The organism is Butyrivibrio sp. (genome assembly GCF_024699075.1).
In genome coordinates, this window is record NZ_JAILQF010000463.1 from 1 (window position 1) to 16886 (window position 16886).

Genomic DNA, 16886 nt, shown 5'->3' on the forward strand with positions numbered 1-16886 from the left:
CCTTCCTGAGCTTTAAAGAATGCTCTTCCCCAGTCTTCAGAAAGTCCGAGTGCTTCACCTGTTGATCTCATTTCAGGTCCAAGAACAGGATCAACTTCAGGGAACATATTAAATGGGAATACAGCCTCTTTTACCCCATAGTATGGAATCTTTCTATCACGAAGCTTACCTACAGGGGACTCTCCTCCTGTTATTGGAAGTGTCATGATGTTTGTTGCTTCCTTGACCATATTTATATTACAGACCTTGGATACAAGAGGTACTGTACGAGATGCCCTTGGATTAGCTTCAAGAACATATACTACGCCGTCTTCAATTGCATACTGCATGTTCATAAGTCCTACTACATGCATTTCTTTGGCTATACGTTTTGTATAATCCTTGATAGTAGCTACTATCTCATCACTAAGGTGCCTGGATGGAAGTACGCATGCAGAGTCACCGGAGTGAATTCCTGCAAGTTCGATGTGTTCCATAACAGCTGGTACGAATACATTCTCTCCATCACTTATTGCATCAGCCTCACACTCAGTTGCATGATTAAGGAATCTGTCTATAAGAATAGGTCTGTCTGGTGTGACACCTACAGCCTGAGCCATATAGATATTCATCTGCTCATCTGAATGTACTACTTCCATTCCGCGGCCGCCAAGAACATAAGAAGGACGAACCATTACAGGATAGCCTATTCTGCCGGCTATCTCCTTAGCTTCTTCTACATTTGAAGCCATTCCTGACTCTGCCATCGGAATTCCAAGTCTGTCCATCATATCACGGAAAAGATCTCTATCCTCAGCCATGTCTATTGTCTCAGGGCTTGTTCCAAGGATGTTTACACCATTCTTCTTAAGATCTGTTGCAAGATTAAGAGGTGTCTGACCTCCAAACTGAGCGATTACACCAACAGGCTTTTCCTTCTTATAAATGCTAAGTACATCTTCAAGTGTAAGAGGCTCAAAATAGAGCTTATCAGATGTATCATAGTCAGTTGATACTGTCTCTGGATTACAGTTAACTATAACTGTTTCAAAGCCGAGCTTCTTAAGGGCAAAAGCGGCATGTACGCAGCAATAGTCAAACTCTATACCCTGACCTATTCTGTTAGGGCCTCCGCCCAGGATCATAACCTTAGGCTTATCAGTACTTACAGGACTATTATCTTTTATATTATAACTTGAGAAATAGTATGCACTGTCCTTAGTTCCGCTGACATGTACACCTTCCCAACCTTCAGTGATACCGGCATTTTCACGGGCATTTCTGATTTCTTCTTCAGACACTTTACATATCTGTGAGAGGTACTTATCAGAAAAGCCGTCTTTCTTGGCTCTTTCAAGAACTGTGATCTCAGGAACGCTGCCATTTGAAGACTTTATTATCTCCTCTTCCTCATCAACGAGTTCTTTCATCTGCTCTATAAAGTATTTCTTGATCTTTGTAAGTTCGTAAAGTTTATCTATATCAGCTCCTTTACGAAGTGCTTCATACATGATGAACTGGCGTTCACTTGTAGGAATTACAAGCATAGAATACAGTTCATCAAGACTCTTTTCATTAAAGTCCTTAACAAAGCCAAGACCATAGCGGCTCTTTTCAAGTGAACGAATTGCCTTCTGGAAGGCCTCTTTATAGGTCTTACCGATAGACATTACTTCGCCGACTGCTCTCATCTGTGTTCCAAGATGATCTTCTACGCCTTTAAACTTCTCAAAGGCCCATCTTGCGAACTTGATTACGATATAATCTCCGCCCGGTACGTACTTATCAAGTGTTCCGTACTTACCGCACTCGATATCATCAAGGTCAAGGCCACAAGCCAGCATAGCTGAAACAAGAGCAATAGGAAAACCTGTTGCCTTGGAAGCAAGAGCTGATGAACGTGATGTACGGGGATTGATCTCGATAACTATGATACGGTCTGTCTTTGGGTCATGCGCGAACTGGCAGTTACAGCCGCCGATAACCTGAACCTTATCTACTATCTTATAAGCCTGCTCCTGAAGTCTGTCCTGAACTTCCTGAGATATTGTGAGCATTGGCGCACTACAGAATGAGTCGCCAGTATGAACACCCATAGGATCTATATTCTCAATAAAACATACTGTTATCATCTGACCCTTGGAGTCTCTTACGACTTCAAGCTCAAGCTCTTCCCATCCGATAACTGACTCTTCAACGAGTACCTGATGAACCATTGATGCCTGAAGGCCACGAGCACAGACAGTCTTAAGCTCTTCTACGTTGTAGACAAGGCCGCCGCCTGATCCTCCCATGGTGTACGCAGGACGAAGTACTACAGGATATCCAAGTCTTGAAGCTATCTCAACAGCTTCATCTACAGAATATGCAACCTGGCTTCTTGCCATCTCGATACCAAGTTCATCCATGGTATTCTTGAACTCGATTCTGTCTTCACCACGCTCTATGGCATCAATCTGAACGCCTATGACTTTAACGCCATACTTATCAAGTACACCTGCCTTTGAAAGCTCTGAAGCAAGATTAAGACCTGACTGTCCACCAAGATTAGGAAGAAGCGCATCCGGACGCTCTTTCTCAATTATCTGGGTGAGTCTCTTGACATTAAGCGGTTCGATGTAAGTGACATCTGCTGTTTCAGGATCTGTCATAATAGTTGCGGGGTTAGAATTAACAAGAATAATCTCATAGCCGAGCTTACGAAGCGCTTTACATGCCTGTGTGCCGGAATAGTCAAACTCACAAGCCTGACCAATGATAATCGGACCTGACCCGATAATAAGAATGCGGTGGATATCTTCACGTTTCATGTCTTAAATCTGCCTCCCATATATAATCTTTTTATTTAATATTACGTTATCATACCGAAAGTAATTATAGCAAAAAAAGCTCAAAAAAACAGGACAAAAATTAATCTAATCATGAGATTAATTTTTGTCCTGTATATCATCATTTAAAATTATCAGTCATTATGAAACTTGCCGTCAGATCCTTTAGTCTTTATAGCAACTCTTCCAAAGAAGCGTTCCTGGCTTCTCTCAACCTTCATAGAATCCTTGCGACTAGAACCTTTCCTGCCGGACTTCTCTACGTTTCTAAAGCTCTTAGCACCTTTATCGTAAGATCTTGAATCTACAGATTTTTTGGTTCTTGCATCTCTGCCACTTCTTCCATCGCGGCTATAGCTCTTGGAAGCCTTGCCATCACGTGCAAATCTGCCATCCTTACCATCATGACCCTTGCCATCGCGGCCTCTTCCGGATCTGCCATCTCTGCCATATCCTGAGCGGGCGCCATCGCGGCTTCCTCTTCCGTATCCTAAGCGTGCACCGTCACGGCTTCCTCTTCCGCGTCCATCACGGCCGCCTCTTCTTCTCTCAGGGATCTTAAGGTCTTCTACATCCTTACCCATCTTAAGTCTCATGAAGCCTGCTGCAAGCTGCTCTGCAGTATATTCACCTTCTTCAACTTTCTGCTGGATAAATGCCATAACAGAATCCACATCACCATTCTCGATCACGTCGATAACTTCAGCAAATACCTTCTGAGACTTAGCCTTTGTGATATCCTTAGCAGAAGGAACCTTGCGCTCCTCGATCTTGGTGTGGCAGATCTTCTCGATGTCACGGATCTTGTATGTCTCACGGCCTGAGCAAAGAGTAAATGACTTACCGCTCTTACCGGCACGTCCTGTACGTCCTATACGATGAACATAATATTCGATATCTTCAGGGATATCAAAGTTAAATACACAGTCAACACCGCTTACATCGATACCTCTTGCTGCAACATCTGTAGCGATAAGGATATTGATACGGCCATTTCTGAAGATATTCATGACCATATCTCGCTGGTTCTGTGAAAGATCTCCATGTAGTCCATCTGCAAGATATCCTCTATCCTTAAGCATACTAGCAAGCTGATCTACCATTCTCTTTGTATTAGCGAAAATAAGTGATCTCTGAGGCTGATAATAATCGATAAGTCTTGTAAGAACCTCAAACTTCATCTCTCTTGGAATCACATAATATGACTGCTCGATAGACTTAACTGTGATCTCCTTAGGAGTCATTCTGATATATTCAGCATCAGCCTTCTGATACTGTCTTGTTATTTCAAGAATAGGCTTTGGCATTGTAGCTGAGAAAAGAGCTGTCTGGCGATCCTCAGGCATTCCCTTAAGGACTGTCTCAATATCTTCTCTAAAGCCCATATCAAGCATTTCATCTGCTTCATCAAGAACAAGTGTCTTAACGGCATCCATCTTCATTGTATGGCGTCTCATGTGATCCATAACACGTCCCGGTGTACCAACTACGATCTGTACTCCCTGAGAAAGAGCCTTGATCTGACGCATTATATCCTGACCGCCATATACTGCAAGTGTCTTAACACCATGCATATACTTGGCAAAGTCTCTGAGATCATCTGCAGCCTGCATTGCAAGCTCTCTTGTAGGGCAGAGAATAACTGCCTGAAGACGCTTGTCATCAGGATTAACATTAGAAAGTACCGGAATACCAAATGCTGCTGTCTTACCTGTACCTGTCTGAGCCTGGCCGATAATATCCTTGCCTTTGAGCATTACAGGAATAGCTGCTGCCTGGATAGGAGACATATATTCGAATCCCATCTCAGATACTGCTCTTATTATTCTTTCATCAAGTTCAGATTCATCATAACGAATACGATTATCTTCCTTGTTATCTTCTGTAGCTTCTACTACTTCTTCTGCGTTATCAAGTAATTCTGTTTCTTTTATAATTTCTGTATTTATAGCTTTATTTAACTCCAAATCTGTTTCTTTATCTTCGTTTTTAAATGTTTCTTTATATGACTTTTCTATTACTGCTTCCTTTTCTTCCTCTGCATGACTATCCTTTGAAACTGTTGAATCTGAAAGAATATCATGACTCTTTTTCTTGCCAAACACACTTCTCTTCTTGCCTATCTGATTGTAAATATTCTCTTCTCTGTGTTTGAACTTCTCATCTCCAAGACCAAAAATCTCAAGATCTTCTAAAATATCGCTCATTCCTAAACCTTTCCGGCACCTTTTTGTGCCTTATGCGGTTTTGGACGCCCATTAAAAACCATTACAAAACAAAAACAACAGGCCGTATCATTTAAGACCTGCTGTTTCAAAAAAGTAATAAAGCTATGTGCTTTCATTCTTTAAGCATCACTTAAACCACATATAAAATAATAATTACTGCAGCATCTGAAGCATACCATGTATAGCACGCTGTGCTGCCTGTCTGCGCACCTGCCTTCTGTCTCCTTCAAACAGGTGTTTCTCTGTTACGACCAATCCCTTTACATAAAAACCTATGTAAACACATCCAACCGGTGCAAGATCTGTTCCGCCTCCCGGTCCTGCGATTCCTGTTATGGAAACAGCTACATCTGCTTCCGCATTTCGTGCACATCCACGCACCATGGCCTCAGCGCATTGTGGACTGACCGCAGTAAAGTTATCTAGAATATCCTGATCTACACCAAGCATTTCATGCTTGGCTTCATCACAATATGTAACAAAGCTTCTTTTAAAAACTTCTGATGAACCGGCAACATCTGTTATTGCCGCAGCTACCATTCCTCCGGTGCAAGACTCCGCACAGGATATAGTCATTTTCTTTTGTGCAAGAAGCTGCACAAGCATTTCATTTTCGTTCAAAGAGGTACCTTTCAACTATTATATACACATTCAATAAAACGTCAAGTGCTAGTCGGTTTATAGGATGTAAACCGGACATGTTTATAAATGCATGGATGCGTTAATATGTCACGTTTACAGGATGTAAACAGGACATGTCCAGAAATGCACGGATGCATTTCTATGCCACGTTTACAGGATGTAAACCGGACATGTTTATAAATGCATGGATGCATTTATATGCCACGTTTACAGGATGTAAACAGGACATGTCCAGAAATGCATGGATGCATTTCTATGTCCCCCTTACAATTGTCCATCCATTACACCCCAGTTTTTAACCAGGTAATCGATAAGTGAGATGATTGTAAGCGCAACAGCTACTACAGTAACAATTCCTGTTACAACACCAAAGAACTGTCCAAAGCCGTCAGCTTCACTTATAGCATAGTCTACATCCATGATCATAAGTATTACCATGATCATCTGGAATGTTGTCTTGAACTTGCCCCACATGCTTGCTGCAATAACCTTGCCTTTTTCTGCAGCAATAAGTCTGAAACCGCTTATTATAAACTCTCTTGCAACTATTACAATAACGATCCAGGCCCAGATCCTGTCCATACCTACAAGACATATAAGAGCTGATATAACGAGCATCTTGTCAGCAAGGGGATCCATAAACTTTCCAAAATCTGTTACAAGGTTGTATTTACGGGCGATCTTACCATCAGCAAGATCAGTAAGACTTGCCAATATGAAAAATATAAGTGCAACCCACTTATGTTCGGTGAGCATGAATACTACAAAGAACGGAATCATGATAACGCGAAGTAATGTTAATTTGTTAGGTAAATTCATCTTGTCCTCTTTCCGCCTTTAACGGGCCATTATATTTAATTATTTATTAAGGCCCTTTGCGGGTCTTATATTAAGACAATACTCAGTCTTCCTCATCACTGTCATCAAGTTCGCCTATAAGATCATATCCATCTGATCCGCTTATTCTGACATCTACGAACTTGCCGCTCATAAGATCATAAGGAACATTTTCAATAAAGAGGAAACCGTCTATATCAGGACTATCTTTATAGGTTCTTGCAACGTAAGTATACAAAGGTCTTCCAAGATCATCTGTATGAGGATCGTCATCACCTATTCTGCCTTCAATAATAGCTTTAAGCTTTCTGCCAACCATATTTCTGGCACCTTCAAATGCAAACTCCTGCTGCATCTTCATAAGCTTTGTACGACGAGTTTTCTTGATCCTCTCTGAAACCTGATCTTCCATTTCAGCAGCAACTGTATTTTCCTCAGGTGAATATGTAAATACACCAAGTCTGTCGAATCTAAGATCAGATATAAGCTTCATTGTCTGATTGTGATCTTCAGCTGTCTCTCCGGGGAATCCTGAAATAAGCGTAGTACGAAGACATATGTCTGGAATCTCCTTACGAAGCTTTTCAGTTATCCTTCTGATATCGGCATTATCAGTTCTTCTGCCCATTTTTCTAAGAATGTTATCGCTTCCTGACTGTATGGGAAGGTCAAGATAATGACAGATCTTAGGCTCTTTCTTTATAACCTCTATAAGCTCATCTGTTATCTCTTCAGGATAACAGTACATTACACGGATCCATTCAATTCCATCGATCCTGCAAAGCTTTGTAAGAAGCTTAGGAAGCATCTTCTTCTTATAAAGATCAAGACCATATACGGTAGTCTCCTGAGCTACTATGATAAGCTCCTTAATACCATTATAAGCAAGGTCTTCAGCTTCCTTTATAAGATCTTCCATAGGTACGCTTCTGTAGTGGCCACGAACCTTGGGAATAATGCAATATGTGCAGTTCTTGTTACAGCCCTCTGCGATCTTGAGATAACTGTAAGCTGTTCCTGTAGAAAGAACTCTCTTGTGAGTTGTTGGCTTTTTATCGATGCTCTCAAAATAGTTCTGGATCTGGCCTTTTAGTATGCCATCCAAAGCATCAAGAATCTTATCATAAGCAGTAGTACCGATGATCTCATCAACTTCAGGAATTTCCTTCTGAATCTCTTCCTGATAACGCTGACCAAGGCATCCTGCAACTACTAAAGCTCTAAGCTTTCCACTTTTTCTAAGCTCTGCAAGCTCTAAAATAGTGTCAATGCTTTCCTGCTTAGCATCATTAATAAAGCAGCAGGTGTTGACCACTGCTGCTTGTGCATCAAGTGCATCGTCTGTGAATTCATAACCGTGTTCTGATAAAATACCGAGCATATACTCAGTCTCTACACGATTCTTCTCGCATCCAAGCGATATAAACAAAATCTTCATAATAAAAGTACTATTGCCTTAACTTTTACTCTTCCTCAGAACCTTCTTCAGATTCCTTAACTGCCTTATCAAGTGCAGCTGCAGCCTTCATGCTGTCTGCCTCTGAATTCTTCTGAGCTATAAGATCTGCCATAGCTTCCTTCTCTTCATCTGTAAGAATAGAAAGCTTATCAGCGTAAAGCTCCTTAACAGCTGTGCTTAAAGGCTTATCCTTAGGATCAGCGTCGATCATAACTTCATCGCCGGCTACAAGCTGTCTTGCACGCTTAGCAGTTGCCATAACAATTGAATAACGGCTGCTGATTACAGGCTCTTCACCTTCCTCTACTCCTTTATTAACGACGTTCATGAGATCTACATATGACGGATGTATCATAATCGTTTTCCTTTCGTAAATGCGTTTTTATTGCTAATAATTAATATTATACCATGCTGTCAAATTTTAACAGTAAAAAGAAGCAATTTCAACAAAAATATTCTGATATATTTGTAAAAAGTGGATTTTAGGTCCTTAAAACTATTATATCAGGCAAATTTCTTAACTTCTTCGCGAATCCTTGCAATGAATTCCTCGTTTCTTCCAGGTGTGTTATGTGCACTGTCAATTACCTGATGCATCTTGTCTACACACTCTTCAAGGTCGTCATTTACAAGAATATAATCATATTCTTCGATTCCTTCTGACTCTTCAACTGCCCTCTTAAGACGTCCTCTTATAACTTCGTCAGATTCTGTTCCGCGTCCTCTTAATCTTTTTTCAAGTTCTGCAGCTGATGGCGGCATTACAAAAAGAAGAAGTGCATCGGGATACTGTTTTCTTATCTGTCTTGCACCCTGGATCTCTATTTCAAGAATGACATCCTTACCATCTTCCATCTGCTTTTCTACAAAGCTTCTTGGTGTTCCATAATAATGTCCGCAATAACCTGCATGCTCGATAAGCCCATCTTCTTTAATAAGCTTCTCAAACTCTTCATCTTTGATAAAAAAGTACTCTCTTCCATTGACTTCACCGGGTCTTGGATCTCTGGTCGTTGCCGAAACAGACAGCGCATAACTGTCATATTTTTTGACCAGCTCTTTCATAAGTGTACCTTTGCCTGTGCCTGAAAATCCGGACACAACTACTAAAAATCCTTTACGTTTCATCTGTATCTTTTCCTATACTTCCTGTTTGTATTCTTGATGCAATCGTCTCTGGCAAAAGAGCCGAAAGAACGACTGTATTATTTTCCATTATAAGAACTGCCTTGGTCTTACGTCCTGCACTTGCATCTATTATACGGCCTTCATCTTTAGCCTTCTGAACAAGGCGCTTAACAGGTGCAGCATCCGGAACCACTATGCTTATGACCTTATCAACATTTACAATGTTGCCAAAACCAATATGTGTGAACATATGTCACCTCTGACTTATACCTAAGCATAAGCAAAAACTTCTGGTACGTTTAACCAATGCTTTAGATATCTTTACTCTTTATTCTATATTCTGTATCTGCTCTCTGATCTTCTCTATTGTAGTCTTAAGCTCAATTGCCTTATCAGATACCTGAATATCTGTGGATTTGGACAAGGTTGTATTGGCTTCTCTATTCATCTCCTGAGCAAGGAAGTCAAGCTTTCTTCCAATTCCGTTCTCGTCATCACCCTCTTCAAGTGCACTGCGAACGGCTTCGATATGACTTCTAAGTCTTACAAGTTCTTCATCAACACATATCTTGTCAGCATAGATAGTAACTTCCATGGCAAGTCTGTTTTCATCAATCTGCGTGTCTTCTAAGAGCGCATCTATCTTTTCACGAAGACCAGCCTTATACTCTTCGATTATCTGTGGAGATCTCTCTGTGATGAAATCCACATCTTCTTTCATGATATCAAGCTTCTTATTAAGGTCTTCCTTAAGGAATTCACCCTCACGAAGTCTTGCAGCGGCAAACTGCTCGCAAGCTTCATCAAGAGCCTTTTTAAGTGGCTCCCATAAAGTCTTTTCATCTATTTCCTGAGCTTCCATGGTAAGGACATCGGGGAATCTTGCAAGAACAGAAAGTCTTACATCATTCTGAAGTCCGAAATCCTCTGACATCTTTTTAAGGCATTCAACATATTCAGCAGCAATATCATGATTGTACTGAACCTTGGTATCTGCCTCAGTCAGATCTTCATAATTGATAAAGACATCGACCTTACCTCTTTTCATATAAAGCTTAAGCTCTTTACGGATATCTGCTTCAAGAGAATTGAACATCTTGGGCATCTTGATTCCCAGATCTAAATATCTGTTATTTACTGATTTGAGTTCTACGCTGATACGGCGATTGTCGAAGTTAACTTCGCTTCTGCCAAAACCTGTCATACTACTGACCATAAAAGCCTCCGAGTTTAGTTTGATTTATATTTTCAAGACTTGATTCAAGTCTTGCATGCTATTCATATGACTTAAACCTGACATATATGTATGACAGATTTTTATTTAGAAAAAACACACATGGCTTCTACAAATTAGCCCTAAAAGCTAAATTTTGATGCCTCTTACGTCATATTATATGACTAACCAAAGCAGAGCGTCAACAAAGCAGGTCCTTTGACACCTTGTGTAATCTCACATTTTGAAATAACATAGCGCCTGTAAAAAAAATAATACCCTCTTTTAATCTGCCTGTTTAAGATTAGAAATATCCGGTTTTATAGCCATTGAATAATTAGTGTAATATACCACAAAACCAGGCTTTGCTCCTCCTGGCTTTTTGACATTCTTGCGCTGAAGATAGTCTATCTCAACTTTCTCCTGATCCTTAGCTTTGGAATAGAAAGCTGCAATAGCTGCTGCCTCTTCAAAAGCCTTATCCGGAACTTCCTTGCCTCCTGTCTGAAGGATAACGTGTGAACCCGGCATTCCTTTGGCATGGAACCACCAGTCTCCGCCATTTGCCACTTTAAAGGTAAGCTGATCATTTTGATAGTTGTTCTTACCAACATAGATATCAAAGCCATCTGAACTTATGTAATGAAGAGGCTTACTCTTAGCCTGCAGTCTCTGAGCCTTTTTCTTCTCTCCCTTTTTATGAATGTATCCTGCTTCCACAAGCTCATCTCTTATAGGTACAAGGTCTTCTTCTCCCTGCGCTATATCAAGTGAATTCTGGATAGACTCTAGATGATCCTTTTCAGCTTCTACTTCTTTGGTAAGAGTTTCAAGATTCTCAGCTGTACGTTTGAGTTTGTTATATCTGTCAAAATACTTCTTGGCATTCTGACTAGCTGATAGAGTTGGATCAAGTGGTATAGTCAGGTCATTACCGGTATTGTAGTCATTAACTGTTATAGACCCGGCTGAAGGCTCTGCGCTATAGCCGTATACATTAAGCAGTTCACCGTATACACGATACTTGTCCTTCTTCTCTGTATCTTTAAGCTGCTGAAGCTGAAGGTCATATTTTCTTACAGTTCTTTCAAGAGCTGTAGCAACTATATGCCTTAAATCTGCTGACTTCTGCCTGATCCTTGTAAGAGCATTCTTCTGCGCATAATAATTCTCCAAAAGGGATGACATATTATCAAAATCCTTGAGAATGCAGCCAGGCATCTTCTCATATATCATAAGGTGAAAAGGTGCATACTCCTTCGGGGTATCATTCTCATAACAGATAGCAGGCTTGTATTCGCCATTCTTTATTCTTGTCATAAAAAGGTCGAACACATTATAAAGTCTCTCCATCTGACCTGAAGATAATGCCGAGGCAGGAAGCTGTGAATCGATATCTGCGCGGAAACATATCTCCTGCGCTATAGTTGATGCAAATCCGGTATATGAACCATAGATAGCCTTAAATACAGGGCCTGCCTTTTCGATAAGAGCTTTGCAGAACTCTTCTTTAGTTGTCTCTTTTGGATTTAACTTTTTTTGCTGATCAGGAATGAAATACTCTCTTCCGGGAAGTACCTCGCGAACTGATGATACAGATGCGGGAACATGCTTAATAGAGTCGATGATGGTATTGTCCTCATCAACAAATATAATGTTGGAATACTTGCCCATAAGCTCTATAAGAAGAGTCTTGGTCTTCATATCTCCCATTTCATCCATATGCTCAACATTAAATCTTATAATACGCTCCATAGAAGGCTGTTCTATTGATCTGATACGTCCGTTAAGAAGATGCTTTCTAAGTACCATACAGAAGGTAGGAGCCTGCTGAGGGCTTGGTTTATTGTCAGAAGACATATATACAAGTGGAAGAGATGCATCAGCAGAAAGGTACACTCTTACCTGTCCGCCGCCGCGTTCAGCCTGAGGCTTTATAGTAAGAAGAATCTCATCCTTCTCTGTCTGTGCAATTTTATATATACGGCCATCAGTACATCTGTCGGACAGTTCCTGAGTTATAGCCGCTACCGTAATACCGTCGAATGCCATTTAAACTTTCCTTTCATGTTTCAGGGAATATTTCCAGGTCATGCGATCCATGATCAGTTCCCTAAGGAAATATATTCTCCATAAAAGAGGCAAGCCCTTTTAAGGCCTGCCCCCGTAATCAACAACTAAATTATGGCTGTACAAAGCCGATTTTCTTGTAAACCTTGCGAAGTGTCTTGTTGGCAACATATGAAGCCTTTGAAGCACCTTCTCTGTAAACAGATTCAAGATAAGCCTTATCTGCAAGAATTCTCTTGGTCTCATCCTGAATAGGTTTAAGTGCATCAATAACAACTTCTCCTACTGCAGGCTTAAATACGCCGTATCCCTGACCTTCAAATTCCTTCTCGATTTCTTCAAAGCTCTTACCTGTGAATGTTGAGTAGATATTCATAAGATTAGCTACGCCAGGCTTATTCTCCTTATCATAGCGAATGCAGTTCTCTTTGTCAGAGTCTGTTACTGCACGCTTGAACTTTCTGGCGATAACATCAGGCTCATCCATAAGGAATACACATCCATCAGGAACAGATTTACTCATCTTGTCTCCTGGTGTAGAAAGTCCGTAAATTCTGGCACCTGCCTTAGCAATAAGCGGTTCCGGAATCTTAAATACTTCACCATAGATATTATTAAATCTTGTAGCGATATCACGTGTGATCTCAACGTGCTGCTTCTGATCTTCTCCAACAGGTACAAAATCAGGCTGGTACAGAAGAATATCTGCTGCCATAAGTGATGGATATGCAAAAAGACCTGCGTTAATGTTGTCCTTGTGCTTAGCTGACTTATCCTTGAACTGAGTCATTCGTGAAAGCTCACCGAACATTGTGTAGCACTGAAGAACCCATCCAAGCTGTGAATGCTGCGGTACGTGTGACTGAATGAAAAGAGTATTCTTCTCAGGATCAAGACCACATGCAATATACTGTGCAAGCTGATTGATAGTTCTCTTTCTAAGAGCTGCAGGCTCCTGTCTTACTGTGATAGTGTGAAGATCTGCCATGAAATAATAGCAGTCATACTCATCTTCTCTAACCTTCCAGTTCTTTATAGCTCCAAGATAGTTACCAAGGTGAAGATCACCACTTGGCTGAATTCCTGAAAGAAGTACCTTCTTCTTTTCCTGTGCTGTTTCTACTGTTTTATTCTCTTCCATTTTTAATTATCCTCGTCTTTTCTTTTAAATATAGTGTTCAAACAATCTTTTATGCAGATTCTGAACCAAGTCATTTGATCATTGATGTCATTACAGGCAACGCCATCGAAGAACAAGACGAAGGTTTTTATTAATAACCATACTATTCATATTATCTGAAATTCCTTAGATTGTGACTTTCATCATAGTATAACATCTATAGTCTCTTTTTTTAAGTACTAATTTGAAGATTTGTAAAGCAAAGAAATCATTTACAGACTGCCCAAGGTGATCAAATCGTAAATAATTAGCATATGTTCTATGTACAAAGGTTGAATCTTCTTACTAAAATGCTGCGCATAAGCAAAGCTATCAGAACAGATCCAGAGAGCTGTCCAGATATATTTCTTCTCTTACTTTAAGCTGATACTCAGGTTTTGTCATATAGTATAAGATAAACTCTAAAAGTATAGCACTTCCAAGACTTCTCCCTTCTATCTTAAAATTTGAAAAGCCGGAAGGCATGTATACTTTTTGAATATCTTTAGTTCCTATAAATCCAGGATTTTGCATAGCATCCGAGAACCTGTATCCCTTAGCTGCGTCAGGCGACACACAGATATGATCTTCACAATTATCATAAAGAGCTTTTCTGCTGACATTTATATAGCAGTTCTTCCTGTCATAGCAGCCATAATAACAGCATTCATTACAAAGGAATTCCACCTTTTCTTTCTGCTTATCTGAAAGAGCATTAAGCTTCTCATATTCTTTATTGAGTCTGAAATCGGGAACCACATATTTGAATTCACTTCTGTCAAGCTCACGGACAAATTCATCAAAATCTGTAATCACCTTTGTCGTGGAGGACACAAAATAATAATTCGGATATTTTTGAGCTATATATTCAAGAAGAAGATCTGAATAGATTATAATTCCGTTTTTGACAGAATCATCATTATCAAAAAGCTCACAAAGTTCATTGCATTTTGCATCATAAAGGTGCTTGTCTTCAAGAAGTGAATTGCTGAAGGTAAGGCGGGATGATATGCCATACTCTTTCATAAGAGCTGCCACATCCTTTGGGTCTGCATCTCCAAAGCCTACTCTCCCGCCACCCCATATACAATCACCAGGTGCGCCATAGATTGAACCTATATTGCACCAGTCATAGAAATACTCTCTGTGATCTCTGAATATAGGGAGAAAAGCTTTATAAAACTCATAAAATTCAAACAATCCCGGAAGATGATAATATGCTTTCATTTACAATAGTCTGACTTTCTTTAAAAGGCGTATGACCTTATTTCCCTTAGGAAGCGTTTTAAGTATCTGCTCTGTAATCGTTCCGCTCTTAACAAGAACTGCTGCATAAATAAGAGCGCCAACACCTATAGAAATACCTGTTGCAACAAGATTTACGAAATAGCCTACATCTTTCATGCCACCAAAAGGAATCGTCACCACATAGTATATTACAAATGCACAAACTCCCATTATAACTGAAGCTATAAGAGGCATAATATAGATTGTCTTTGTATTAAGGTTAAGTCTGAGCCTCTTTCTACAAGCATGATCATTTAAGACAAACAAGATAAATGCATATATGACTCTGGTTATGACAAGGCTCATATTATTAAGCGGTGTCAGATACAGAATAAGCACCAGAACCACTGTCTGTACGATAAGCGCAATAAGCGCATTGATCACAGGTATTATCAGCTTACCGGTTCCCTGAAGAACTGAATTGGTAATAGTAGACTGGGAATAGAATATTACAGTAAGTGAAAGCACAGCAAGAAGCATTGCCGCCTGATCAAGTGATCCTCTTTGAGGGAAAAGAATCATAGTCACAGGTCTTGCAAGTGCTATAAGTCCTATTGCTGAAGGTATAGCTACAAGCATAGATACACGTATTACTTTAGTTGCTATATTATTAGCTTCCTTCTTTTCACCTGTAATAAACCTAGCAGAAATACTTGGGATCATAGCTGATGCCATTGCCGATGCCATTGCGATAGGTATAGTTGTAATTGTAAGAGCCTTACCTGAATATACTCCATATAAGGCTGCTGTATCAGATTCGCTTAAACCTCTGATACTCATCATAAAAGCATAAAAAATCTTCTGATTGATATTGGGAGTTATGTTATAAAGAAGCGTACTAAACAAAAACGGAACAACTACTGATACTATCTGTATAAATATGGTAAAGGTATCATCAATCTTTCCTGTATCACTTTCAATCTGCTTTCTTACTCTTTTTTTATTCAAATGGTATACAAGGATCATGAATATAAGTGCAGTAAGAACGCCGGCACCTGTTCCAAGGGCACTTCCTGCAGCTCCGTATATTGCAGGATTTATACCGGCATCAGGATTTGCATTCATTTTGGATACAGCAATATTAGTAAGAAGAAATGCAGCAAGAATACTTACAAAGGCATTAACAAGCTGCTCTGCTATCTGAGACACAGAAGTCGGTACCATAGTCCTGTGTGCCTGGAAATATCCCCTTAGTACTCCAAGTGGTCCGTATAGAACAACTGTAGGTCCAAAGACTCTGAGAACATAAGCTCCGCCCTCACCTACAAGAAACTCTGACATGGCCATTAATAGAATTCCGCATACAGTTCCTGATATTCCTACAAATACAAGAGCACATCTAAATAATTTCTGGGCACTCTTATACTGCCCCAGAGCAAACTTCTGTGACATAACCTTGGATATAGCTGATGGTATACTGTAAGATGCTATCATAAGAGCAGTAATATACCAGTTATATGCTGCATTATAGTATCCATTACCCTCATCTCCTATAATAGAAGTCAGAGGACTCTTGTATAAAAGGCCTATGATCCTTACGATTATACCTGCAGCAGCCAGTATTCCTGCCTGTTTTAAAATTCCGCTACCGTTTTTTTCTTCCATAATAATTTAGTCTTCTTCCGATTATCAAGTTTGTCATGATCTCCACTTAAAGAAGTGGAGTTATTCTCTTTACTAAGATATGATCCCCACTTAAAGAAGTGGAGTTCTTTTTTCGCCAATATAAAATCTTCCTCACGTAGTATATAATCAAAATCGCATTTAAACAAGTTTTGAGTAAATAGAGCATTACAAGCACATAAAAAATGTCATAGCCCGTAAGCCATGACATTTTTAGTTATAAAGAAATAAGTCATACTCATTTATAAGTACACAGATTTACTTACATATTCCTTGCTACATGAGAATTTTTATGGCCTGAGCCAGTCGTACATCTCCTGATACTTATTAGCAGAAACCTTCCAGCTGAAGTCTACAGCCATAGCTCTGTCTATCATCTTGTTCCATTCACGCTTATTATCATAATACAGAGCCTCTGCAGTTCTTACTGTCT

The 16886-nt window shown here is 39.9% G+C and carries 12 protein-coding genes and 1 pseudogene; all 13 read right to left on the reverse strand.

The features are described from left to right. Positions 1–2789: carbamoyl-phosphate synthase large subunit (carB, locus tag K6G87_RS18250; RefSeq protein ID WP_296840482.1), on the reverse strand; the 2789-nt coding region annotated here is incomplete at its 3' end. Positions 2790–2941: 152 nt separating this feature from the next. Further along, the gene (locus K6G87_RS18255; RefSeq protein ID WP_296840484.1) at positions 2942–5014 is read right to left on the reverse strand and encodes a DEAD/DEAH box helicase; all 2073 of its coding nucleotides are present in this window, start codon (positions 5012–5014) and stop codon (positions 2942–2944) included. Between the two features lie 174 nt (positions 5015–5188). Next, positions 5189–5656 (reverse strand): CinA family protein, encoded by a 468-nt coding sequence (locus K6G87_RS18260; protein ID WP_296840487.1) that lies wholly within the window; start codon positions 5654–5656, stop codon positions 5189–5191. 285 nt (positions 5657–5941) lie between these two features. Then, entirely contained in the window at positions 5942–6496 is a 555-nt protein-coding gene (pgsA, locus tag K6G87_RS18265) for a CDP-diacylglycerol--glycerol-3-phosphate 3-phosphatidyltransferase (protein ID WP_296840490.1), read from the reverse strand. Between the two features lie 82 nt (positions 6497–6578). Then, positions 6579–7952 carry a 30S ribosomal protein S12 methylthiotransferase RimO gene (gene rimO, locus K6G87_RS18270; protein WP_296840493.1) on the reverse strand — a complete coding sequence of 458 codons (1374 nt, stop codon included), beginning with the start codon at positions 7950–7952 and terminating at the stop codon, positions 6579–6581. Between the two features lie 142 nt (positions 7953–8094). Then, positions 8095–8328, reverse strand: a pseudogene (gene rpoZ / locus K6G87_RS18275) (DNA-directed RNA polymerase subunit omega); the annotation flags it as partial. A 149-nt stretch (positions 8329–8477) separates the two neighbouring features. Continuing rightward, positions 8478–9101 (reverse strand): guanylate kinase, encoded by a 624-nt coding sequence (gene gmk, locus K6G87_RS18280; protein WP_296840499.1) that lies wholly within the window; start codon positions 9099–9101, stop codon positions 8478–8480. After that, entirely contained in the window at positions 9091–9351 is a 261-nt protein-coding gene (locus tag K6G87_RS18285; RefSeq protein WP_296840502.1) for a DUF370 domain-containing protein, read from the reverse strand. The genes gmk and K6G87_RS18285 overlap by 11 nt, the downstream gene beginning before the upstream one ends. 78 nt (positions 9352–9429) lie before the next feature. Beyond that, complete coding sequence (locus K6G87_RS18290) at positions 9430–10317, reverse strand: YicC/YloC family endoribonuclease (protein WP_296840505.1); 888 nt, start codon at positions 10315–10317, stop codon at positions 9430–9432. A 282-nt stretch (positions 10318–10599) separates the two neighbouring features. Further along, positions 10600–12366 carry an Rqc2 family fibronectin-binding protein gene (locus K6G87_RS18295; RefSeq protein WP_296840508.1) on the reverse strand — a complete coding sequence of 589 codons (1767 nt, stop codon included), beginning with the start codon at positions 12364–12366 and terminating at the stop codon, positions 10600–10602. A gap of 130 nt (positions 12367–12496) precedes the next feature. After that, a complete protein-coding gene (gene trpS / locus K6G87_RS18300; RefSeq protein WP_296840510.1) occupies positions 12497–13525 on the reverse strand; it encodes a tryptophan--tRNA ligase in 1029 nt (342 codons plus the stop codon). 351 nt (positions 13526–13876) lie between these two features. Continuing rightward, positions 13877–14770, reverse strand: coding sequence for a hypothetical protein (locus tag K6G87_RS18305; protein ID WP_296840513.1), 894 nt, complete (start codon positions 14768–14770; stop codon positions 13877–13879). After that, a complete protein-coding gene (locus K6G87_RS18310; RefSeq protein ID WP_296840516.1) occupies positions 14771–16435 on the reverse strand; it encodes a putative polysaccharide biosynthesis protein in 1665 nt (554 codons plus the stop codon). Positions 16436–16886: the final 451 nt, after the last annotated feature.

Coding starts and splice junctions, on each gene's coding strand:
- K6G87_RS18255 (WP_296840484.1), bottom strand. CDS start 5,014: ATGAGCGATATTTTAGAAGATCTTGAGATTTTTGGTCTTGGAGATGAG.
- pgsA (WP_296840490.1), bottom strand. CDS start 6,496: ATGAATTTACCTAACAAATTAACATTACTTCGCGTTATCATGATTCCG.
- rimO (WP_296840493.1), bottom strand. CDS start 7,952: ATGAAGATTTTGTTTATATCGCTTGGATGCGAGAAGAATCGTGTAGAG.
- gmk (WP_296840499.1), bottom strand. CDS start 9,101: ATGAAACGTAAAGGATTTTTAGTAGTTGTGTCCGGATTTTCAGGCACA.
- K6G87_RS18285 (WP_296840502.1), bottom strand. CDS start 9,351: ATGTTCACACATATTGGTTTTGGCAACATTGTAAATGTTGATAAGGTC.
- K6G87_RS18290 (WP_296840505.1), bottom strand. CDS start 10,317: ATGGTCAGTAGTATGACAGGTTTTGGCAGAAGCGAAGTTAACTTCGAC.
- K6G87_RS18295 (WP_296840508.1), bottom strand. CDS start 12,366: ATGGCATTCGACGGTATTACGGTAGCGGCTATAACTCAGGAACTGTCC.
- trpS (WP_296840510.1), bottom strand. CDS start 13,525: ATGGAAGAGAATAAAACAGTAGAAACAGCACAGGAAAAGAAGAAGGTA.
- K6G87_RS18305 (WP_296840513.1), bottom strand. CDS start 14,770: ATGAAAGCATATTATCATCTTCCGGGATTGTTTGAATTTTATGAGTTT.
- K6G87_RS18310 (WP_296840516.1), bottom strand. CDS start 16,435: ATGGAAGAAAAAAACGGTAGCGGAATTTTAAAACAGGCAGGAATACTG.